Source organism: Lentzea sp. NPDC037011 (assembly GCF_055607425.1).
Window position 1 is genome coordinate 594,296 of sequence record NZ_JBVJRT010000001.1, and the last position, 20,887, is coordinate 615,182.

The following is a 20,887-nucleotide window of genomic DNA, read 5'->3' on the forward strand; positions in this document are numbered from 1 at the left end:
TACGAAAGCTCCCCGCGTGCGCTCCCCGCGAGTACGAAAGGTCCCCGCGTGCGCTCCCCGCGAGTACGAAAGGTCCCCGCGTGCGCTCCCCGCGAGTACGAAAGGTCCCCGCGTGCGCTGTCAGAGCTGGCTGACGACACAAGCGATCGCCTTCGTCAGCGTGGGGACGGGGTACGGCGGGAGGTCCGGCATGGCAGGCTAGCCGCCATGTCTGTCGGAACCTTGGTGCTGCTCCGCCACGGCGAGAGCACGTGGAACGCGGAGAACCTGTTCACCGGCTGGGTGGACGTTCCCCTGTCGGAGAAGGGCGAGAAGGAGGCCCGCCGCGGCGGGTTGCTCCTCAAGGAGGCCGGTGTCCTGCCGGAGGTCCTGCACACCAGCCTGATGCGCCGCGCGATCATGACCGCGAACCTGGCGCTCGACGCCGCCGACCGGCACTGGATCCCGGTCAAGCGCGACTGGCGCCTCAACGAGCGCCACTACGGTGCGTTGCAGGGCAAGAACAAGAAGCAGACGCTGGAGGAGTTCGGCGAGGAGCAGTTCATGCTCTGGCGCCGGTCCTACGACACCCCGCCGCCGCCCATCGAGCCGGGCAGCGAGTTCAGCCAGGACACCGACCCGCGCTACGCGGGGCTGGGCCCCGACCTGCCGCTGACGGAGTGCCTGCTCGACGTCGTGAAGCGCATGCTGCCGTACTGGGACGAGGCGATCGTGCCGGACCTGCGCACCGGCAAGACGGTGCTGGTGGCCGCGCACGGCAACTCGCTGCGCGCGCTCGTGAAGCACCTCGACGGGATCTCCGACGAGGCCATCGCGGGGCTCAACATCCCGACCGGCATCCCGCTGCGCTACGACCTCGACGAGGACCTGAAGCCGATCAAGCCGGGTGGCGAGTACCTCGACCCCGAGGCCGCGAAGGACGCCATCGCGGCGGTGGCCAACCAGGGTCGCTGAAAGTCACGCGGGGGCCCCGCGTTCCCCCGAGGGGAACGCGGGGCCCCCGCGTTCCGCCCCGTGCATCACGGTTGGGTGAACAGGGGCTGACCAGGTGCGGAACAACCGTCCACTGAGGTGTCGCGGGTATCACGGTTCACGCTTCGGCACTAGGCCGGGACACCTCTGAGCTGCTTACCATTCGCCTCGTGACCACAACGGGTTACCTCGCTGTGTCGATCGGCGTCGCGCTCATCGGCGTGATCGCCGCATTCTTCGTTGGCAGGTTCACCGCTCCCAGGAACCCCAAAGCCCCGGAGGGGCTGACGGTGGCCGACCTGATGCAGCGGATCGTCCAGGACGCCCACGACGGCATCGTGGTGCTGAACCACTTCGGTGACGTCGTGCTGCACAACCCGCGGGCCGAGGAGCTCGGGGTCGTCCGCAACAACCGCGTCGACGACCGCGCGCGCAAGGCCGCCGAGGCCGTCCGCAACAGCAACGAGGTCGTCTACGTCGACCTGTCGCCGCTGGAGGGCCAGCGCCGCGCCCGGCAGCCGGAGGCGGTGCACGCCGAGGTCAGGCTGCTCACCGAGGGCTTCACCGTGGTCGACGCGAACGACGAGTCCGAGGCCGTGCGGCTGGAGAAGACCCGGCGCGACTTCGTGGCGAACGTCAGCCACGAGCTCAAGACGCCGGTCGGCGCGCTGGCGCTGCTCGCGGAGGCCGTGCTGGACGCGAGCGACGACCAGGAGGAGGTCCGCCGGTTCAGCGCGAAGATCATGCAGGAGGCCACCCGCCTCGGCACGCTCGTCACCGAGCTGATCGCGCTGTCGCGGCTGCAGGGCGCGGAGAAGCTGCCGGAGCTGTCCGACACCGAGATCGACGTCGTCGTCAACGAGGCGCTGTCGCGCTCCAAGCTCGCCGCCGAGTCCGTCAACATCTCGATCACCACCGACGAGCCGAGCGGGTTCGTCGTGCCCGGTGACCGGTCATTGCTGGTCACGGCGCTGACGAACCTGCTGGACAACGCCGTCGCGTACTCCCCGCCCGGCAGCCCGGTGAGCGTGAGCCGCCGGCTGGTCGACGGGCACGTCGAGATCGCCGTCACCGACCGCGGCATCGGCATCGCCGAGGAGCAGCAGCAGCGCGTCTTCGAGCGGTTCTACCGCGTCGACAAGGCCCGGTCGCGGGCCACCGGCGGCACCGGCCTGGGCCTCGCGATCGTCAAGCACGTCGCCGCCAACCACGGCGGTGAGGTGAAGCTGTGGAGCCTCCCGGGAACGGGGTCCACCTTCACGCTGCGGCTGCCGGCCGCGGCGACCGAGATCGACCCGACCCTCGTCCACACCGGCGCGGGTGACACTGGAGGAGAGCTGTGACCAGGGTGCTCATCGTGGAGGACGAGGAGTCCTTCGCCGATCCGCTCGCCTTCCTGCTGCGCAAGGAGGGGTTCACCGCGGCGCTCGCGGCCACCGGCCAGGAGGCGCTGGAGGAGTTCGACCGCAACGGCGCCGACATCGTGCTGCTCGACCTCATGCTGCCCGGCATGAGCGGCACGGACGTGTGCAAGCAGCTGCGCCTGCGCTCCGCCGTGCCGGTGATCATGGTGACGGCGCGCGACAGCGAGATCGACAAGGTCGTGGGCCTGGAGCTGGGTGCCGACGACTACGTCACCAAGCCCTACTCGGCCCGCGAGCTCATCGCCCGCATCCGCGCGGTGCTGCGCCGCGGCGGCGAGTCCGAGGACCTGCTCCCGCAGATCCTGGAGGCCGGCCCGGTGCGGATGGACGTGGAGCGCCACGTCGTCACCGTCGGCGGCCAGGACGTCAGCCTGCCGCTCAAGGAGTTCGACCTCCTGGAGTACCTGCTGCGGAACGTGGGCCGGGTGCTGACCCGCGGCCAGCTGATCGACCGGGTGTGGGGCGCGGACTACGTGGGCGACACGAAAACGCTGGACGTGCACGTCAAGCGGCTGCGGTCGAAGATCGAACCGGACCCGTCGGCACCGCGGCACCTGGTGACCGTGAGGGGTCTGGGTTACAAGTTCGAGTCCTGACGGACACGACCAGGTACCGTTTCCGGCGTGCGCCTGGGCGTCCTTGACGTGGGTTCGAACACCGTCCACCTCCTCGTGGTGGACGCGCATCGTGGTGCCCACCCGATCCCGACGACCTCCGAGAAGACGATCCTGCGGCTCGCCGAGCAGCTGGACGCCGGGGGAATGCTCAGCAAATCAGGTGCTGACCAGCTGGTTCGCGCTGTGGCCGCCGCCAAGGCGTCGGCCAAGCGCTCCGGCTGCGAGGACCTGATGGCGTTCGCGACCTCGGCGGTGCGCGAGGCGGGCAACTCGGCCGAGGTGCTCGACCGGGTGCGCACCGAGACCGGGGTCGACCTGAAGGTCCTGTCCGGCGAGGACGAGGCGAAGTACACGTTCCTCGCCGTCCGCCGCTGGTACGGCTGGTCGGCGGGCAAGCTGCTGTGCCTCGACATCGGCGGCGGCTCCCTCGAGCTCGCCGTCGGGCGCGACGAGAACCCGCAGATGGCGTTCTCCGTGCCGCTCGGCGCCGGCCGGCTCACCAGGACCCGGTTCAAGAAGGACCCACCACGGCGGTCAGAGGTCCGCGAGACCACCGAATGGCTCGCCGAGCAGCTCGCGCCCGTGGCGCGGAAGCTGAAACGCGCGGGAGAACCCGATCGGGTGGTTGCGACCTCGAAAACCTTCCGAACGCTGGCGCGGCTCACCGGGGCCGCGCCATCGTCTGCCGGGCCCAGGGCGCGTCGCGTGCTCACCGACGCCGGCCTGCGGCAGCTGATCGCGTTCATTTCCCGGATGTCGGCCAGCGACCTCGCCGAGTTGGAAGGTGTCAGCACCTCGCGTGCGCACCAGCTCGTCGCGGGTGCGCTGGTCGCGGAGGCAACCATGCGAGCCCTGTCACTCACGCAGCTGGAGATTTGCCCGTGGGCGCTCCGGGAGGGTGTCATCCTCCGGCGGCTGGACCACACTGATGGGACGGACCAGAGCGATACTGGACGTACCAGCCAGACCGGGGCACGGTGGAGTTGATGAGTCGAGAGAGCGGATCGGAGCACACGCAGCGCACTGTCGCTGAGCTGCTCGCCCAGTACGGCGGCAGCTCGGGGGAGGCGCCACGTCGGCGACGCCGCCGCGCGGAGGACGACGACGACGTCCAGCAGCCGGAGACCGCGCCCCAGTCGATCATCGAGCGCGTCCTGTCCGACAGCGGCCGGCTCATGGCCGTGCGCGACGACGACCCGGCACCGGCCGGTCGCCGCGCCGCACCCGAACCGTCCTCCGAGCGGACCGCCTACCAGCCGGTGCCGCCGGTGACACCGCCCGCCGCACCCCCGAAGGCACCCAAGCCCCCGGCAGCGCAGCCCCCGCAGCCGCAGCCGTCGCAGCAGCTGCCCAAGCCGCAGCCGCCGGTGGCGCCGCAGGTCCGCAGACCAGGCCAGCCCGCTCCCGTGCCCCCGCCCGCCGCTGCCGCCGAGCAGACCCGGCAGGTGCCGCCGGTCCGCGACCAGCCGTCGCGCTCCGACCTGCCCCGTCCCGACCTGCCCCGTCCCGACCTGGCCCGCCCCGAGGTGTCCCGGTCGGACCTGCCGCGCCCGGACGTGGCCAGGCCCGACGTCTCCCGGTCCGACCTGCCGCGCCCGGACGGCGCCCGCATCGAGTCCCGGCTGGACCCCGCCGCACCGCCGGCGTCGCGCACGAACATCGCGCGCCCGCCGAAGCCCGGCCAGCCGTCGGTGCCGCTGCCGGTCCCCGGTCCGCCGCGCGAGGCGATGACCGAGCAGCTCCCGCGCATCCCGGCGAAGGCGCCGGTCGACCAGATCGCGGCGCTGGAGACCGAGTCGGTCCTGATCGTGCCGCCCGCACCGCCGAAGCTGCCGGAGCCGCTGCCCGGCAACGACGCCGACGCGTGGTTCGGCGACGACGAGCCCGACCTGCAGAAGACCGACCTGTCGCTGCCGCCGATGGAGTCGACCGCGGCCCACGCGGGCCCGTACGTGGACGACGACGACTCGCAGGAGTACGCCGTCTACCGCGAGGACGACTACCTCGCCGATGCGGACGAGATCGACGACGACGAACGCCCGGCGGGCCTCGACGACGTCAGCGAGGCCGAGGAGGACCCGGAGGAGGACGCGCAGCGGTCGCCGGCCAAGGAGTGGCTGGTCATGATCGGCCAGCTCGCGGTCGGCGTCCTCGGCGGCGCGGCACTGTGGCTCGCGTTCAACTTCCTCTGGCGCACCCAGGCCGTGGCGGCGCTGGTGGTCGCACTGGCCGTGACCGTCGGCCTGGTGCTGCTGGTCCGCAAGATCCGCCGCGCCGACGACCTGCAAACCACACTGCTCGCCATCCTCGTGGGCCTCATCGTCACCGTGTCACCAGCGGCGATGCTGCTGGTGAAGAGTTGACGGCCCGCATCCCGGTCGGGCTTTCCACGGCATCGGTCTACCCGCAGCCCGCCGGAGCTGCCTTCGAGATCGCCTCCGAGCTGGGCTACGACGGCGTCGAGCTGATGGTGTGGGCCGACCCGGTCTCCCAGGACATCCGGGCGGTGGACCGCCTGTCCACCCGCTCCGGCCTGCCGGTGCTGGCCGTGCACGCCCCGTGCCTGCTGATCTCCCAGCGGGTCTGGTCGCCCGACCCGGTGGAACGCCTGCGCAAGGCCGTGCGGGCCGCTCAGGACCTGGGCGCGCCGACCGTGGTGCTGCACCCGCCGTTCCGCTGGCAGCGCAGGTACGCCGACGGCTTCGCCGGCCTGGTGTCGTCGCTGGAGGACGAGAGCGGCATCGCGATCGCCGTGGAGAACATGTTCCCGGTGAAGCGCCCGCTCGGTCGCGGCCGGTCGGTGCAGATGACCGCGTTCAAGCCCTCCATCGACCCGACCGACGTCGGCCACGCCAACTACACCCTGGACCTCTCGCACTCGGCCGCGGCGCACGTGGACGCGCTGGAGCTGGCGAAGCGGATGGGCGACGGGCTGCGGCACGTCCACCTGGCCGACGGCTCCGGCGCGCCGAAGGACGAGCACATGATCCCCGGCCGCGGCACGCAGCCGTGCGCCGAGCTGTGCGAGCGGCTCGCCCGCAGCGGGTTCGACGGGCAGGTCGTGCTGGAGGTCAACACCCGGCGTGCGGTGACCCCGGCGGCCCGGCGGGAGATGCTGGCCGAGGCGTTGCTGTTCGCGCGGCTGCACCTCGACTGGCCGGCCGACGGCCCCTCCACGACCCCTCGCTCCGCCCTGTCCTGAGTGCACGCGGGGAGCTTTCGTACTCCCACAGCGCACGAAAGGACCCCGCGTGCGCTGAGCGGCGGAGGCCAGCGGGTTAGGGTTCCGGTGTGGACCCGCTGCGAGCGTTGATCATGGCCGCGTCTCGCAACGAGGCGGTGCGGCACCTCGTCGCCAACGCGCCCATCAGCCGGGACGTCGTGAGGCGGTTCGTGGCCGGCGAGTCGACGGCGGACGCCGTGCGGGTCGTCCGCGATCTCGGACTGCCGGTGACGCTCGACTACCTCGGAGAGGACACCACCGACAAGGCGCAGGCGGAGAAGACCGTCCAGGCCTATCTGGAGCTGCTCGACGCCCTGCACGCCGCAGGCCTGGCGGCGAACGCCGAGGTCAGCGTGAAGCTGTCGGCGGTCGGCCAGTCGCTGGACGAGTCGCTCGCGCTCACGAACGCCTCGCGGATCTGCGCGGCGGCCGAGCAGTGCGGCACGACGGTCACGCTCGACATGGAGGACCACACCACCACCGACTCCACGCTGGAGGTCCTGCGCGAGCTGCGCAGGACGTGGCCGTGGGTCGGGGCGGTGCTGCAGACCTACCTGCACCGCACGCTCGACGACTGCGGGGCGCTCAGCCACGAGGGCAGCCGGGTCCGGCTCGTCAAGGGCGCCTACGCGGAGCCGCCGGAGGTGGCGATCCAGGACCCGCACGAGGTGGACCTGAACTACGTGCGCTGCGCCAACGTGCTCCTGGCAGGAGAGGGGTACCCGATGTTCGGCACGCACGACCCGCGGCTCATCGAGATCATCGGTGAGCGGGCGCGGTGGTATGACAAAACCGACTTCGAGTTCCAGATGCTCTACGGCATCCGGCCGGAGGAGCAGAAGCGGCTCGGGACGCGCGTTTATGTCCCGTACGGCGAGCAGTGGTACGGATATCTCATGCGGCGACTTGCGGAACGGCCTGCCAACGTGACTTTCTTCCTGCGGTCGCTGGCCAGCCGCTCATGACCTTCTCGAAGTCCAGCGCGGTGCGGTCACTCGGTGACGGAACCTTCACCGCCTCGCTCCCGGCCGAGTGGACCGTGGGCCCGAAGCCGCACGGCGGGTTCCTGCTCGCGGTCATGACCAGGGCCGCCGCGGAGCTGACCGGCCACGACCCGCTCGCGGTGTCCGCGCAGTTCCTGCGCGCGCCCGAGGTCGGTCCGGTGCTGGTCAGGACCGATCTGCGCAAGGCGGGGCGCACGGCCACGGTGGTGGCGGTGACGCTGGAGCAGCGCGGTCAGGTGTGCGTCGAGGCGTCGGTCACGCTCGGGCGCATCCCGGAGAACCGGGCCGACTACGCGAACCTGCCGCAGGTGCCGGCCGCGCCGCCGCCGGGGTCGATCGAGCTGGCGTCGTTCCCGACCGGCGAGGCCTACAAGGTCGGCGCCCTGTGCGACCTGCGGGTGGACCGGGAGTCGGCGGCGTTCCTCGAACGGCGCACGGACGGGCCGCTCACGTTCAAGCTGTGGGCGCGGCCGGTCGACGAGCACCCCGACCTGCTCTTCGCGTTGCTCGCGGGCGACCTGTCGATGCCGGTGACGTTCAACCTCGGCCGGTTCGGGTGGTCGCCGACGGTGCAGCTGACGGCCCTGCTGCGGGCGCGGCCGGCACCGGGGTGGCTGCGCATCCACGTCACCTGCCAGGCGGTGCACGGGCAGTGGTTCGACGAGGACGCCACCGTCATCGACGCGACCGGCCGGCTGGTGTGCCAGGCACGGCAGCTGGCGCTGACACCCGCTGTGTGAGACTTGACCGATGACGAAGATCGCGGTGCTCGGCGCGGGCAAGATCGGTGAGGCGCTGCTGTCCGGGCTTCTGCAGGGCGGTCGTCCGGCCGCCGATCTGATGTTCACCGAGAAGCACGAGGCCCGTGCGCGCTCGCTCACCGAGCAGTACGGCATCGAGGGCACCACGGTGGCCGGTGCGGCGACGAGCGCGGACGTGCTCATCGTCGCCGTCAAGCCGCAGGACATCGAGCCGCTGCTGGTCGACCTCAAGCCGGTGCTGAAGCCGGGCGCGCTGGTCGTGTCGCTGTGCGCGGGGCTGCCGACCGCCCTGTTCGAACGCAGGCTGCCGGAGGGCACGCCGGTGGTGCGGGTCATGCCGAACACGCCGATGGTCGTCGGTGAGGCGATGAGCGCCATCTCGGGTGGGTCCAACGCCACGCCCGAGCACCTCAAGGTCGTCGAGGAGCTGCTGTCGACCGTGGGCAAGGTCGCGGTGGTGCCCGAGTCGCAGCAGGACGCCGTCACCGCCCTGTCCGGTTCCGGCCCGGCGTACTTCTTCTTCCTCGTCGAGGCGATGATCGACGCGGGCATCCTGCTCGGCATCCCCCGTGACCTGGCCTCGCAGCTGATCATCCAGTCGGCCGTGGGCGCCGCGACGATGCTGGCGGAGGGCCAGTCGCACCCGGTCATCCTGCGCGAGGCGGTCACGTCACCGGCGGGCACGACGATCATGGCGATCCGCGAGCTGGAGAAGCACGGCGTCCGCGCGGCCCTGCTGGCGGCCATCGAGTCGGCCCGCGACCGCTCCGTCGAACTGGGCCGCCAGCACGAGGACTGAGTGCACGCGGGGAGCTTTCGTACTCTCCTGGGGCACGCGGGGGCCCCGCGTGCCCCTCAGGGGAACGTGGGACTCCCGCGTGACATCAAGACTGACCGGTTGGTCGTCGCAGTGGTCACACCAGTCCCGCTACTCTCAGGGCAGCACGTGCGTGTCGAACCGTCGGTGGGGAAGACCGACGGCACGACACGTGTCGAAGGATGCGGTGATGCATGTCTGCGAAGGAGAACGAACGAACAGGTCTCGCTCAGGTGCAGTTCCTGACCGTGGCCGAGGTGGCCTCGATGATGCGGGTCTCGAAGATGACCGTGTACCGCCTGGTGCACTCCGGTGAGCTGCCCGCTGTGCGGGTCGGCAAGTCGTTCCGGGTGCCCGAGAAAGCGGTGCACGCCTACCTCGAGAACGCGTACTTCGACGCCGGCTGAAGGGCGTTGCAGGACTGGCGAACCCCAGCGGGTAGACTGGCAGGCCGATCGTGCTTACCGGCGCGCCGTGCTTGACACGGCCAAGGCTGGGGCGCGCCAGTAAAAGCAACGTCTAGAGCTAAGGATCCCGCATGGGCTCGGTCATCAAGAAGCGCCGCAAGCGCATGTCGAAGAAGAAGCACCGCAAGCTGCTGCGCAAGACTCGCGTCCAGCGCAGGAAGCGCGGCAAGTAAGGCCCATGTGCGGCTCTCGCCACCGCCGGTCCCTCTCGCAGGGGCCGGCGGTGGCTGCTTTTCCGGCACGCCCGGTAGTTGCACTGGCACGGAATTTCACCCAGTGAGACGCTTGCCCGGAAACACGGGAACGGTCGCCGCCGATCGGGTGATTGGGCCGTAAAGGCTGCGTGACCTGCGTCAAGACGGCGTTCCGGCTCCCTGGGCTCGTCGGCCGGGCTTGTAGCATCGACCAATCGCACCACCCGTCTGCTTGGAGTCGCATGACGCCCAAGGTCGTCCTCGTCACCGGAGTCAGCCGCTTCCTCGGCGGCCACCTCGCCGCGCGGTTCGCCGCGAACCCGGACGTCGAGCGCGTGCTCGGGGTCGACACCGAGCCACCGCCGCGTGACCTGCTGCGCCGCATGGGGCGGGCCGAGTTCGTGCGGGCGGACATCCGCAACCCGCTGATCAGCAAGGTCATCGCCACGGCGAACGTGGACACGGTGGTCCACGCCTCCGTCACCGCCAACCCGGCCGGGCCCACCGGCCGCACGGCGATGAAGGAGATGAACGTCATCGGCACCATGCAGCTGCTGGCCGCGTGCCAGAAGTCGCCGAACGTGCGCAAGCTCGTGGTGAAGTCGACGAGCGCCGTGTACGGGTCCAGCTCGCGCGACCCGGCGGTGTTCACCGAGGACATGGGCCCGAAGGACCTGCCGTCGTCCGGGTACGCCAAGGACGCGGTCGAGGTCGAGGGGTACGTGCGCGGGTTCGGCCGCCGCAGGCCGGACGTGAACGTCACGACCCTGCGCTTCACCAACTTCATCGGACCGCGCATCGACACGGTCCTCACCCGGTACTTCGCGCTCCCGGTCGTGCCCACGGTCCTGGGTTACGACGCGCGCGTGCAGCTGCTGCACTCCGAGGACGCCCTCGCTGTCCTCGAACGCGCGACGCTGCACGACCTGCCGGGCGTGTTCAACGTGGGCGGCGACGGCGTGCTGCTGTTGTCGCAGGCCATCCGCAGGGCGGGCAGGCTGGCCCTGCCGGTGCCCAGCGCGGCCGTGCCCACAGTCGGCGGCTTCTTCCGGAGCGCCCGGCTCGTCGACTTCTCACCCGACCAGATGAGGTTCCTCAACTGGGGGCGGGTGGTCGACACGACCCTGCTGAAGAGGGAGTTCGGGTTCACACCGCGGTGGACCACCCAGCAGGCGTTCGACGACTACGTGAGCGGCCGGGGTCTCAAGCCGCTCGTCGATCCCGAGACGGTGGACGCCGCGGAACGGGGAATCCTCGACGCGGCCGCCCGTTTCCGCTGATCTTTGCCTGAGGAGATGAACGCAGTGGCAGGAGCGCGCGTTATCCCGCTGCACGACCCGGAACGCGACGCCGCACGCAGAGCGCGGCACGTCGAGGTGGTCCCGGAGCCCGCGCAGCAGCAGTCCGGGGTGCCGGACTGGGAACGCCGGCTGACCGACCTGCTGTCGTTCGCGCGCAGGCGGATCGCGGGCGACTACCAGGTCGACGAGTTCGGGTTCGACAAGGACCTGACCGAGAACGTGCTGATGCCGCCGCTCAAGCCGCTGTACGAGAAGTGGTTCCGGGTCGAGACGATCGGCATGTCGAACGTCCCGGCGGCCGGTGGTGCGCTGATCGTGGCGAACCACTCCGGCACGTTGCCGCTCGACGCGCTGATGACGTCGTACGGCATCGCCTCCGAGCACCCGGCGCAGCGGCACATGCGCATGCTGGGCGCCGACCTGGTGTTCCGCACGCCGGTGCTGGGCGCGCTCGCCCGCAAGTCCGGGCAGACGCTGGCCTGCAACCCCGACGCCGAGCGGCTGCTGTCGTCCGGTGAGCTCGTGGGCGTGTGGCCGGAGGGCTTCAAGGGCATCGGCAAGCCGTTCAAGGACCGCTACAAGCTCCAGCGCTTCGGCCGCGGCGGGTTCGTGGCGGCGGCGCTCAAGACCGGCACGCCGATCATCCCGTGCTCGATCGTGGGCGCGGAGGAGATCTACCCGATGATCGGCGACATCAAGGCGCTGGCCCGGCTCTTCGGGTTCCCGTACTTCCCGGTGACGCCGTTCTTCCCGCTGCTGGGGCCGCTGGGCGCGATCCCGCTGCCGTCGAAGTGGTACATCGAGTTCGGCGAGCCGATCCGCACGGACGTCTTCGGCGAGAACGCGGCCGACGACCCGATGCTCGTGTTCAACCTGACCGACCAGGTGCGCGAGACGATCCAGCAGACGCTCTACCGGCTGCTCACGCAGCGCCGGAACGTGTTCCTGGGCTGAGCAGGGCGTTCGCCGTCTCGACGGTCGCGGCGCGGGCGGCGCGGAACAGCTGCGAGCCCGTGCTGATCCGCCGCACGCCGAGGTCGGCCAGGCGGTGCACCGGCTCGCCGGCCAGCACGTTCAGCGGGGTGTCGAACGTGGCGGTGAACGTCGCGATGCCCGGCAGCGGCAGCCTCGGCACGAAGATCCCGTCGGCGCCGGCGGCGAGGTAGTGCTCGGCGCGGCGCAGCACCTCGGTGGTCGTCGCGTCGATGCCGAGCCAGTGCGTGTCGACGCGGGCGTTGACGAACACGCCCGGCGTCCGCCGCTTGACCGCCGCGACCAGTTCCGCCTGATCGGCCGGGTCGGCGAGGTGGTCGCCGCGGCCGTCTTCGAGGTTGATCCCGGAGACGCCGAGCGAGGCGACGTACTCGGCGACCTCGTCCGGGTCTTCGGAGAACCCGTGCTCGACGTCGGCGGTGACCGGGCACGGCAGCGTGCCGATGAGCCGGGCCAAGGCGCGGGTGTGCTCCTTGGCGAGTCCGGACGCGTCGGGCACGCCGTGCGCCGCCGAGACCCCGAAGCTCGTGGTGCCGACGGCGGGGTAACCGGCTTCCTGGAGCGCGACGCCGGTGGCGTGGTCCCAGGCGTTCGGCAGCAGCAACGGCTCGGCGCGGTGGTGCAGCGCCTTGAACGCCATGTTCTTCGCGATCTTCGTGGCGAGCTCGCGGCCGGGGCAGGCGTGGGCACCGTGACCGAACGGGTGGGCGGTGAGGTCGACCTCGACCACGCCCTGCGCGCTCTGGCGGCGCGTCAGCGGGACCGGAGGCGTCCGATCACCGGTTGTCAGGTGGTCGGCGAACGCCCGCGTTGCCGCCCAGGCCTGCACCAAGAGCCCGATCCGGGCCGCGGTGGTCTCCGTGCGCCCGTGCCGGGCCACCAGCCGCTCCACGGCCGCGTCAGCCTGCGCCGTGATCGGCTCGTGCGGCTGGTAGCTCGGCGCGATCTCCGCGACGTCGGCCGGCGCGCCCGGCAGGACCCGGTCGGCCAGCTCGTCGAGCGTGGTGGCGTCGACCCCCTCCAGCAACGCGGTCGTGAGCGCGCGCCGGCGGGTGTGCTCGGGGCCGTCGCTGAACCGGACGACCTGCGATCGAAGCCACGCCACCCCGCTCTCACCTGCGGGGACGCTGGGCACGGGCAGGCTCAGCGGCTCTTCGGTCATGTCACGAGGCTAGGGCCGGGACGGTTCGGCGCTGACCGAATCGTCGCAGGCGCAGAATGGCCGTCGTGGAGGCATTGGCACAGGTGGCCGCGCTGCTGGCGGACCGGACGCGGGCCGCGTTCTGCTCGGCGCTGCTGGACGGCCGGGCCTGGACCGCGACCGAGCTGGCCCGGCACGCGGGTGTGGCGCCGTCGACCGCGAGCGAGCACCTGACCCGGCTCGTCGAGGGCGGTCTGCTCGCCGAACACCGCCAGGGCCGGCACCGGTACGTCTCGTTGGCAGGACCGCACGTCGCCGAGCTGCTGGAGTCGATGACCGCGTTCGCGGGGCCGGGGGAGAAGCCGCGCACGCTGAGGGCCGCGGCGGCGTCGGAGGCCCTGGCCCGTGGCCGGACCTGCTACGACCACCTCGCCGGACAGCTCGGCATCGCGCTCAAGACCGGTCTGCTGGGGCTGGGCGTGCTGACCGCCGACCTCGCCGTGACGCGGCACGGCCTGGCCTGGCTCGGGGAGCTCGGCTTCGAACCCTCGAAGCGGCAGGTCAGCAGGGCCTGCCTGGACTGGACCGAACGCGTCCCGCACGTCGCCGGAGCCGCCGGGGCCCACCTGTGCGGCGAGTTCCTCCGGCGGGGCTGGGTCAGGCGGATCGGCACGAGCCGCGCCGTCGTGCTCACCTCGCGGGGCGAGCACGGTTGGCGCGACCTGGGCCTACTCGGCTAGCGCCGCGCGCAGCCGGTCCTCCTCGACCTTCCAGAACCCGTGCTCGACGCCGTCGACGAGGAACACCGGCACCTGGTCGCCGTACTCGGCACGCCACTCCGGGTCCGAGTCGACGTCCTCCACCGACCAGGTCGCGCCGGCCTCGCCGCAGATGCGGGCGATCTCGGCCTCGGCGACCTCGCAGGCGTGGCAGTCCTTGCGGCCCATGACGGTCACGTGGTGCATGTCAGGCTCCCAACGGCCGGCGCAGCACGGCGCGGGCCAGCTTGCCGGTCGGCGAGTGCGGCAGCGCGTCCGCGAACTCCACCGACGTCGGCACCTTGAACTTCGCGAGCCGGGCCGCGCAGTGCGCCACGACCTCGTCGGAGGTCAGCTCCTGGCCGTCGCGCAGCACGATCACGACCTTCACCGACTCGCCGGTCCGTTCGTCCGGCACGCCGACCGCCGCCGCCTCCAGCACGGCCGGCAGCTCGCCGAGGACCTGCTCGACCTCGTGCGGGTAGACGTTGAAGCCGTTGACGATGATCAGGTCACCGGCCCGGTCGACCAGGTGCAGGTCACCGTCGGCGTCGATGAACCCGACGTCGCCGGTGCGGAACCAGCCGGTCGCGTCCGGCCCGTGCGCACCGTCCGGCCAGTAGCCGGAGAACAGGTTGTCGCCCTTCGCCGACACCAGGCCGGTACCCGGCTCGTCCTCGTCGATGTCGAGCACCGAGCCGTCGGTGTCGACCAGCCGGATCTCGACGCCGGGCAGCGCCCTGCCGACCGAACCCGGCTTCGGCGTGCCGCCGACCAGCGTCGACGTCAGCACCGGGCCCGTCTCGGTGAGGCCGTAGCCCTCGAAGACCGGGATGCCGAGCGCGGTCTTCATCTCGTTGATGACCCCGGCGGGCAGCGGCGCCGCGCCCGAGGTGAAGAGCCGGACCGTGGCGAGCTTCTCGCGCAGCACCTCGACCGGGTGCGCCAGCAGCGCCCGGTACATCGGCGGCACGCCGACCATCGTGGTCACCCGGTGCTGCTCGATCACGTCCAGCGCGCCGGCCGGGTCGAAGCGCTCCAGCAGCACGGCCGTGGCGCCCGCGCCCGCGACCTGCAGCAGACCGGGTCCGAGGCCGTAGACGTGGAACAGCGGCAGCGCGAGCAGCACCCGGTCGCCCGCGGTCACCGGCGCCGGGCGCAGCGAGGCGCACTGGGCGACGTTCGCGAGCAGCGCGCGGTGGGACAGCATCGCGCCGCGCGGCACACCGGACGTGCCGGAGGTGTAGCCGAGCACCGCCAGGTCCTCGCCGCCGCCCACCGCCTCGAACGGTTCCGCGGTCGCCCGCACGTCCGGCAGGTCGAGCACGGTGGCGTCGGACCCCTCGCCGTCACCGACCAGCAACGCGGCCCCGGAGTCGGCCAGGATGCGCTGCAGCTCGCGCGACGGGGTGCCGGGACCGGTCGGCACGACGACACCGCCCGCGCGCAGGACGCCGAACACGGCGACCACGAACTCGGGCCCGGTGGGCAGCCGTACCGCCACCCGGTCGCCGGTTTCCAGACCAGAATCGGCCAAACGGCGGGCGAAAGCGTCGACCGCGCCGTCGATGGTCTCCCACGTGAGGCTCAACCCGCTCGTGACGTCGACCAGTGCGACGTGGCCCGGCCCCCGCTGTGCCGAGGCACGAACCAGATCTGCGACATTGCGAGCGGAAGTCACCATGGCCTCCTCATGAACAACTGGGCGCTCCGAGCAGTCTTCCACGCGCCGGCGGCGTCACGAATACGCGGTTGGTGCGTCTCCACATCACAATCGGTCCACTACCTACTACGGAGTAACAACACGTATGCTGCCGCCACGGCGACTCTGTGGAGGTGCCGCCAGCCGATGACCGCGCGGGCACGACCGACGATCAGGACCACCCGGACCATGACGGGAGGTCAGCACGACGACGCAGGCGACGAGCCGTGGCAGCTCGTCAAGGCCGCCCAAGAGGGTGACACCGACGCGTTCGGAGTGCTTTACGACAAGTACGTCGACATGGTGTTCCGCTACGTCCTCTTCCGGGTGGGCGGCGATCGGGCGTTCGCCGAGGACGTCACCAGCGAGACGTTCTTGCGCGCGTTGCGCAGCATCGGGTCGGTCAGCTACCAGGGCCGTGACGTCGGCGCCTGGTTCGTCACGATCGCCCGCAACATCGTGTACGACCACGTGAAGTCCAGCCGCTACCGGCTGGAGGTCACGACCGCGGAGCTGCAGGACAACCGCGAGGAGACCAGCGGCCCCGAGCAAGAGGTGATGACCGAGGCGACCAACGCGGAGCTGCTCCGCTGCGTCTCCCAGTTGGGGGACGACCAGCAGGAGTGCATCCGGCTGCGGTTCATCGAGGGCAAGTCGGTGTCCGAGGTCGCGGAGCTCATGGACCGCAACGAGGGCGCCGTGAAGGCGTTGCAACACCGAGCCGTCCGGCGGCTCGCACAGATCCTCCCGTCGTGGTTGCGGTGATCGCGATCGCAGACGCGTAACCCAAAGCAGATCAACTTCGTTACTCGGGCTGAGATGGACGGCAAGGGAAGAACACCGCGGTGGCGGCAGACGGAGCACGAGCGATTCGCCCGTGCCGTGGAAGGCGGTCCGCAGCCGGTCGGGGGTGACTCGTTCGCAGAGGAGCTCGCGGTCGTCGAGCTGCTGCGCGGCCTGGACGTCGGCCCTGACGCCGCGACCCGCGAGCGGATGAGGCAGCGCGTCCTGACCGCGCCGCCACCGGAGAAAGCGCCGGTGCTCCTGTCGGTAAGACGCGTGGGAGCGCGTGGCCGGATGGCGGTCGCCGCCGCCGCGGTGCTGTGCCTGCTGATGTCACTCGGTGGCATGAGCGTGCTGCTCAGCCGTGACGCGCTCCCGGGAGACCCGCTGTACGGGGTGAAGCGCACCGCGGAGGGCGCCTCGCTCGGCCTGACCTTCGACGACGAGTCGCGCGCGCTGAAGCACCTGGAGTTCGCCGCCTCGCGCGTCACCGAGATGGAGACGCTCGCCGACCGCGGCGCCGACTCGGCGAGCCAGCTCACCGCCCTCGCCGACCTGGACGCCGACGCCGTGGAGGGCGCGCGCCAGCTCACCGCGTACGGCACCGTGGCGGACAAGACCGTCCTGCCCTCGCTGCGCGACTGGGCCCTCGACCAGTACGAGAAGCTCGGCGTCCTGCGCCCCCGCCTGCCGGAGGACGCCGGCAAGCACGCTGACACCACCATGTGGCTGCTCGCCTCCATCGCCCAGCGCGCCCACGACCTGGCCGCCCGCGCCGCCTGCCCCGACGTGGTCAGCGGCACCTCCGACCCGCTCGGCCCGCTGCCCGCGAAGGACGCGTGCGCCGCGGCGCCGACCCCGAGCACCACCCCCAGCCGCTCGCCGGTGGCCCCCACGCCGTCCGGTCGGCCGGTGCCGTCCGCGTCCGGCCAGCCGCCGGTGCAGCCGACGCAGTCCGCGGTGCCCGGCCTGCCGGGGGTCTCGACGCCGCCGGTGCCGTCCGGTCAGCCGGACACGACCCCGCCGCCCACGTCGGGCAAGCCGGGGATCACGATCCCGCTGCCGTTGCCCCTGCCGAGCATCTCGCTGCCGCTGCTGCCGGGGATCAGCTTCGGCTGACCCGGCCGCCCGCCGGCCGGCCGGGGCCGGCGCGGTGCGTGCTGCCGGGGTGCGCTCGGCCGCCGGGAGGAGGCGGCCCGGGGGCTTGGTCCGCCGGGCGTCGCCGCCCGTTCGGCACCACCCGCCACCCGTCACCCACCAGGTCTCGTTCCGGCACGACATGGAATCCGCTTCGGCGCAGTCGGGCGTTTTCGACCGGACCAGATCGCTAGGCTGGTCACATGGCAGGCAAGCGTGAGGTGCAGAGCGACCGGCTGGCCGAGCTCGCGGGTGAGGCGTCAGCCGACGCGGCCGTGGCCGCCGCTGCCGCCGCGCCCGAGCTCGAAGCCTCGCTGGCGGTGCCGACGGACCTGACGGCGGCCGCGTTCTTCGACGTCGACAACACGATGATGATGGGCGCGTCGATCTTCCACTTCGCGCGTGGGCTGGCGGCGCGCAAGTACTTCTCGTCGTCGGACCTGGCCGGGTTCGTCTGGCAGCAGCTGAAGTTCCGGGTCGGCGGGCGGGAGGACCCGGAGTCGGTGAAGGCCTCGCGGGAGCAGGCGCTGTCGTTCGTGGCCGGGCGCAGCGTCGCCGAGCTGGTGTCGCTGGGCGAGGAGATCTACGACGAGCTGATGGCCGACCGGATCTGGAAGGGCACGCAGGCGCTCGCCCAGATGCACCTCGACGCGGGGCAGCGGGTCTGGCTGGTCACCGCCACGCCGGTCGAGCTGGCGCAGATCATCGCGCGGCGGCTGGGGCTCACCGGTGCGCTCGGCACGGTCTCGGAGTCGGCCGACGGCATCTACACCGGCCGGCTGGTCGGCGACCTGCTGCACGGCAAGGCCAAGGCGCAGGCGGTGCGGTCGCTGGCCGCCAAGGAGGGGCTCGACCTGCGGCGGTGCACGGCCTACTCGGACTCGTCGAACGACGTGCCGATGCTCTCGGTCGTCGGCACGGCGGTGGCGGTGAACCCCGACTCGCAGCTGCGGGAGATCTCGCGCCGCAAGGACTGGGAGATCCGCGACTTCCGCACCGGGCGCAAGGCGGCCAAGATCGGCGTGCCGTCGGTGCTGGGCGTGGGTGCGCTGGCGGGTGCCGTGGCGGCCACGATGGCGTGGCGGCGCCGGGTCAGGTAGCCCGCGGGCTGATTACCGACCCCTTACGGGCCGTGCGAACCGGGGCCGGGTCGGTGTCGAATGAGAGGCATGAAGCCCGCCAAGGCCGCTCTCACGGGACTGCTCGCCGTCATCGCCGCTCTCGCGGCCGGGCACCTGGTGGCCGCGTTCGTGGGCCTGAGCGCCTCGCCGTACCTCGCGGTCGGCAACGCCGCCATCGACCTCACGCCGTCGTGGCTCAAGGACTTCGCCGTCGCCACGTTCGGCACCTACGACAAGCTCGTGCTGCTCACCGGCATGGCGCTGGTCCTCGCGGGCGTCGGCGTCGCGGCGGGCCTGCTCAGCCGCACCAGCCCCACCCCCGGCTCGGTGGTCGCGGTCGCGCTCGGCGTCGTCGGCATCGCGGCCGTGCTGAGCCGGCCGGACGTCGGCCAGCTCAGCGTCCTCGCACCGGTCGCGAGCCTCGCCGCCGGCCTCTACGTCTTCCGCTACCTGCACCGGGAGGCCCAGCACGACGGCGCGCGGCGGGACTTCCTCGTCACCGCCGGGCTCGCGGCCGTCGCGGGCGTCGCGGGGCAGCTGTTCGGCAGCCGGACCGACGTCGAGGGCTCCCGCCAGGCGATCGGCGAGCTCAAGGCCGCCACGCCAGCGCCGGAGCCGCCACCGGGCGCCGACTTCACCGGGGACGGCACGCCGAGCTTCATCACCAGCGGCGACGACTTCTACCGGATCGACACGGCGCTGAGCGTCCCGCGGCTCCGCGCCGAGGAGTGGTCGCTGCGGGTGCACGGCATGGTCGAACGGCCGACCGTGCTCACGTTCGACGACATCCGCAGGCGCGACCTCACAGAAGAAGTCATCACGCTGGCCTGCGTGTCCAACGAGGTCGGCGGCCCCTACATCTCCACCGCCAAGTTCATCGGCATCCCGATCGGCGACGTGCTGCGCGAGGCTGGCGTGCGGGCGGGCGCCGACCAGCTGTTCAGCACCAGCGACGACGGGTTCACCGCGGGCAGCCCGCTCGACTACGTGCTGGAACGCGGCATGATCGCGATCGGCATGAACGGCGAACCGCTGCCCGCCGAGCACGGCTTCCCCGCGCGGCTCGTCGTGCCCGGCCTCTACGGCTACGTCTCCGCCACCAAGTGGGTCACCGACCTCAACGTGACCACGTTCGCCAAGGACCAGGGCTACTGGATCCCGCGCGGCTGGGCGACCAGGGCGCCGATCAAGACGATGTCGCGGATCGACCGGCCCAGGGGGCTCGCGAAGGTCCGGGGCAGGACCGTCGTCGCGGGCACGGCGTGGGCGCAGCCGAAGGGCGTGGCCAAGGTCGAGGTCCGCTTCGACGGCGGGCCGTGGCGGGAGGCCGTCCTCGCCGCCGACGTCAGCGACAGCACGTGGCGGATGTGGCGGGTCGAGGAGGACCTCCGGCCCGGCAGTCACACGGTCGAGTGCCGGGCCACCGACAAGTCCGGGTACACCCAGGACCAGGCGCGCCTGGACCCCGTTCCCGACGGTGCGACGGGATGGCACTCGGTCACGTTCACCGTCGAGTAGGCGCTCACCCGGAATGATCATGAGCCGAGGAAGTGCTGGTCACAGCCCGTCACCGCCGTCGCGACCGACGAGCGCCGACTTTGTGCATGCGTTCACAAGCGGTACGGTGTGAGCATCACCAACGCCGCGGGCTCCCTGCGGTGGAGCACACCCGGAGGTCGGACGCGTGGCAGCACAGCGGGGCGAAGGTGAGACGACCGCCACCCCTCTGGAGCCCGCCGACAGGGAGCGCGCGCGTGCGATCCCGGAGGCGGCGGTGGCCAGGCTCGCCGTGTACCTCCGCGTCCTGTCCGGCATGTCGGACCAGGGTGTGACCGCGGTCTCCAGCGAGGAGCTGAGCCAGGCGGCCGGCGTCAACGCCGCGAAGCTCCGCAAGGACCTGAGCTACATCGGCTCGTACGGCACGAGGGGCGTCGGGTACGACGTCGAGGTCCTCGTGAGCCACATCGAGCGCATCCTCGGCCTCACCCGCAACCACTCCGTGGCCGTCGTCGGCATCGGTAACCTTGGTCACGCTCTCGCCAACTACGGCGGGTTCCCCGGCCGCGGGTTCCCGGTCACCGCCCTGTTCGACGTGGACGCCGATCTCGTCGGAGTGCCTGTTGGGGGCATTCCGGTCAACCACATCGACGAGATCACCGCTGTTTGCATCGAGCGCGAGGTGTCGATCGGCGTGATCGCGACGCCGCCGCCCGCCGCTCAGTCGGTTTGCGACCGTTTGGTATCTGCGGGCGTGCAGTGCATCCTGAACTTCGCACCGGTTGTCCTCCAGGTTCCAGACAACGTCGAGGTGCGCAAGGTTGACTTGGCGGTCGAGATGCAGATCCTGTCGTTCCACGTCGCTCGGCGTGCGGACGAGGCTGTGCACGCAGCAGGCGGCGTCTCGGCGGGGATCGGCCCGGCAGGCAACAACGGACATGGTGTGGACGGGATGGTGATTCGCCCGTGAGCGTG

22 protein-coding genes are annotated in these 20,887 nt (G+C 71.5%); 19 read left to right on the forward strand and 3 right to left on the reverse strand.

Going from position 1 to position 20,887, the window contains the following annotated elements:
• Nucleotides 1–207: 207 nt before the first annotated feature.
• The 13 genes from ACZ7CH_RS03025 to ACZ7CH_RS03085 all read left to right on the forward strand — a co-directional run bounded on the left by ACZ7CH_RS03025 (nucleotide 208) and on the right by ACZ7CH_RS03085 (nucleotide 11,734).
• Nucleotides 208–954, forward strand: a complete 747-nt coding sequence (locus ACZ7CH_RS03025) for a phosphoglyceromutase (protein WP_360399884.1) — start codon at nucleotides 208–210, stop codon at nucleotides 952–954.
• A 188-nt stretch (nucleotides 955–1,142) separates the two neighbouring features.
• Nucleotides 1,143–2,315, forward strand: a complete 1,173-nt coding sequence (locus ACZ7CH_RS03030; protein WP_360399882.1) for a sensor histidine kinase — start codon at nucleotides 1,143–1,145, stop codon at nucleotides 2,313–2,315.
• Nucleotides 2,312–2,992, forward strand: a complete 681-nt coding sequence (locus tag ACZ7CH_RS03035; protein WP_360399879.1) for a response regulator transcription factor — start codon at nucleotides 2,312–2,314, stop codon at nucleotides 2,990–2,992. The genes ACZ7CH_RS03030 and ACZ7CH_RS03035 overlap by 4 nt, the downstream gene beginning before the upstream one ends.
• Nucleotides 2,993–3,019: 27 nt before the next feature.
• Nucleotides 3,020–4,000 (forward strand): Ppx/GppA family phosphatase, encoded by a 981-nt coding sequence (locus ACZ7CH_RS03040; protein WP_360399876.1) that lies wholly within the window; start codon nucleotides 3,020–3,022, stop codon nucleotides 3,998–4,000.
• Complete coding sequence (locus ACZ7CH_RS03045; RefSeq protein ID WP_470373055.1) at nucleotides 4,000–5,376, forward strand: hypothetical protein; 1,377 nt, start codon at nucleotides 4,000–4,002, stop codon at nucleotides 5,374–5,376. The genes ACZ7CH_RS03040 and ACZ7CH_RS03045 overlap by 1 nt, the downstream gene beginning before the upstream one ends.
• A complete protein-coding gene (locus ACZ7CH_RS03050; RefSeq protein WP_360399870.1) occupies nucleotides 5,373–6,215 on the forward strand; it encodes a sugar phosphate isomerase/epimerase family protein in 843 nt (280 codons plus the stop codon). Before ACZ7CH_RS03045 ends, ACZ7CH_RS03050 begins: the two co-directional genes overlap by 4 nt.
• Nucleotides 6,216–6,304: 89 nt before the next feature.
• Entirely contained in the window at nucleotides 6,305–7,201 is an 897-nt protein-coding gene (locus ACZ7CH_RS03055) for a proline dehydrogenase family protein (RefSeq protein WP_470373056.1), read from the forward strand.
• A complete protein-coding gene (locus ACZ7CH_RS03060) occupies nucleotides 7,198–7,980 on the forward strand; it encodes a thioesterase family protein (protein WP_470373057.1) in 783 nt (260 codons plus the stop codon). Before ACZ7CH_RS03055 ends, ACZ7CH_RS03060 begins: the two co-directional genes overlap by 4 nt.
• Before the next feature lie 10 nt (nucleotides 7,981–7,990).
• Nucleotides 7,991–8,800, forward strand: a complete 810-nt coding sequence (proC, locus tag ACZ7CH_RS03065) for a pyrroline-5-carboxylate reductase (RefSeq protein WP_470373058.1) — start codon at nucleotides 7,991–7,993, stop codon at nucleotides 8,798–8,800.
• A gap of 212 nt (nucleotides 8,801–9,012) precedes the next feature.
• Entirely contained in the window at nucleotides 9,013–9,225 is a 213-nt protein-coding gene (locus ACZ7CH_RS03070; RefSeq protein WP_053737062.1) for a helix-turn-helix domain-containing protein, read from the forward strand.
• A 131-nt stretch (nucleotides 9,226–9,356) separates the two neighbouring features.
• On the forward strand, nucleotides 9,357–9,458 hold the full coding sequence (locus ACZ7CH_RS03075; RefSeq protein WP_015105422.1) for a 30S ribosomal protein bS22: 102 nt from the start codon (nucleotides 9,357–9,359) through the stop codon (nucleotides 9,456–9,458).
• 263 nt (nucleotides 9,459–9,721) lie between these two features.
• Complete coding sequence (locus ACZ7CH_RS03080) at nucleotides 9,722–10,759, forward strand: NAD-dependent epimerase/dehydratase family protein (protein WP_360399858.1); 1,038 nt, start codon at nucleotides 9,722–9,724, stop codon at nucleotides 10,757–10,759.
• 15 nt (nucleotides 10,760–10,774) lie between these two features.
• On the forward strand, nucleotides 10,775–11,734 hold the full coding sequence (locus ACZ7CH_RS03085; protein ID WP_470373059.1) for a lysophospholipid acyltransferase family protein: 960 nt from the start codon (nucleotides 10,775–10,777) through the stop codon (nucleotides 11,732–11,734).
• Here ACZ7CH_RS03085 and ACZ7CH_RS03090 read toward each other — a convergent pair.
• Nucleotides 11,703–12,935: an isocitrate lyase/PEP mutase family protein gene (locus ACZ7CH_RS03090; protein WP_470373060.1), complete on the reverse strand. Its 1,233-nt coding sequence runs from the start codon at nucleotides 12,933–12,935 to the stop codon at nucleotides 11,703–11,705. The genes ACZ7CH_RS03085 and ACZ7CH_RS03090 overlap by 32 nt on opposite strands.
• A gap of 56 nt (nucleotides 12,936–12,991) precedes the next feature.
• On the opposite strand from ACZ7CH_RS03090, the gene ACZ7CH_RS03095 reads away from it, so the two are divergent.
• Nucleotides 12,992–13,654, forward strand: coding sequence for an ArsR/SmtB family transcription factor (locus tag ACZ7CH_RS03095; protein WP_470373061.1), 663 nt, complete (start codon nucleotides 12,992–12,994; stop codon nucleotides 13,652–13,654).
• On the opposite strand, the gene ACZ7CH_RS03100 is transcribed toward ACZ7CH_RS03095, so the two are convergent.
• Complete coding sequence (locus ACZ7CH_RS03100) at nucleotides 13,643–13,879, reverse strand: glutaredoxin family protein (RefSeq protein ID WP_360399846.1); 237 nt, start codon at nucleotides 13,877–13,879, stop codon at nucleotides 13,643–13,645. The two genes, ACZ7CH_RS03095 and ACZ7CH_RS03100, sit on opposite strands and share 12 nt — an antisense overlap.
• Nucleotide 13,880: 1 nt before the next feature.
• On the reverse strand, nucleotides 13,881–15,356 hold the full coding sequence (locus ACZ7CH_RS03105) for an AMP-binding protein (RefSeq protein WP_470373062.1): 1,476 nt from the start codon (nucleotides 15,354–15,356) through the stop codon (nucleotides 13,881–13,883).
• Between the two features lie 207 nt (nucleotides 15,357–15,563).
• Between ACZ7CH_RS03105 and ACZ7CH_RS03110 the strand changes: the two genes are divergently transcribed.
• The 5 genes from ACZ7CH_RS03110 (at nucleotide 15,564) to ACZ7CH_RS03130 (ending at nucleotide 20,882) form a co-directional block, all read left to right on the forward strand.
• Nucleotides 15,564–16,139 (forward strand): sigma-70 family RNA polymerase sigma factor, encoded by a 576-nt coding sequence (locus ACZ7CH_RS03110; protein ID WP_360399840.1) that lies wholly within the window; start codon nucleotides 15,564–15,566, stop codon nucleotides 16,137–16,139.
• A 54-nt stretch (nucleotides 16,140–16,193) separates the two neighbouring features.
• A complete protein-coding gene (locus ACZ7CH_RS03115) occupies nucleotides 16,194–17,276 on the forward strand; it encodes a DUF5667 domain-containing protein (protein WP_360399837.1) in 1,083 nt (360 codons plus the stop codon).
• Nucleotides 17,277–17,497: 221 nt separating this feature from the next.
• Complete coding sequence (locus tag ACZ7CH_RS03120; RefSeq protein ID WP_360399834.1) at nucleotides 17,498–18,394, forward strand: HAD family hydrolase; 897 nt, start codon at nucleotides 17,498–17,500, stop codon at nucleotides 18,392–18,394.
• Between the two features lie 69 nt (nucleotides 18,395–18,463).
• Nucleotides 18,464–19,933: a molybdopterin-dependent oxidoreductase gene (locus tag ACZ7CH_RS03125; protein ID WP_458430114.1), complete on the forward strand. Its 1,470-nt coding sequence runs from the start codon at nucleotides 18,464–18,466 to the stop codon at nucleotides 19,931–19,933.
• A gap of 208 nt (nucleotides 19,934–20,141) precedes the next feature.
• Nucleotides 20,142–20,882: a redox-sensing transcriptional repressor Rex gene (locus tag ACZ7CH_RS03130; protein ID WP_360399914.1), complete on the forward strand. Its 741-nt coding sequence runs from the start codon at nucleotides 20,142–20,144 to the stop codon at nucleotides 20,880–20,882.
• Nucleotides 20,883–20,887: the final 5 nt, after the last annotated feature.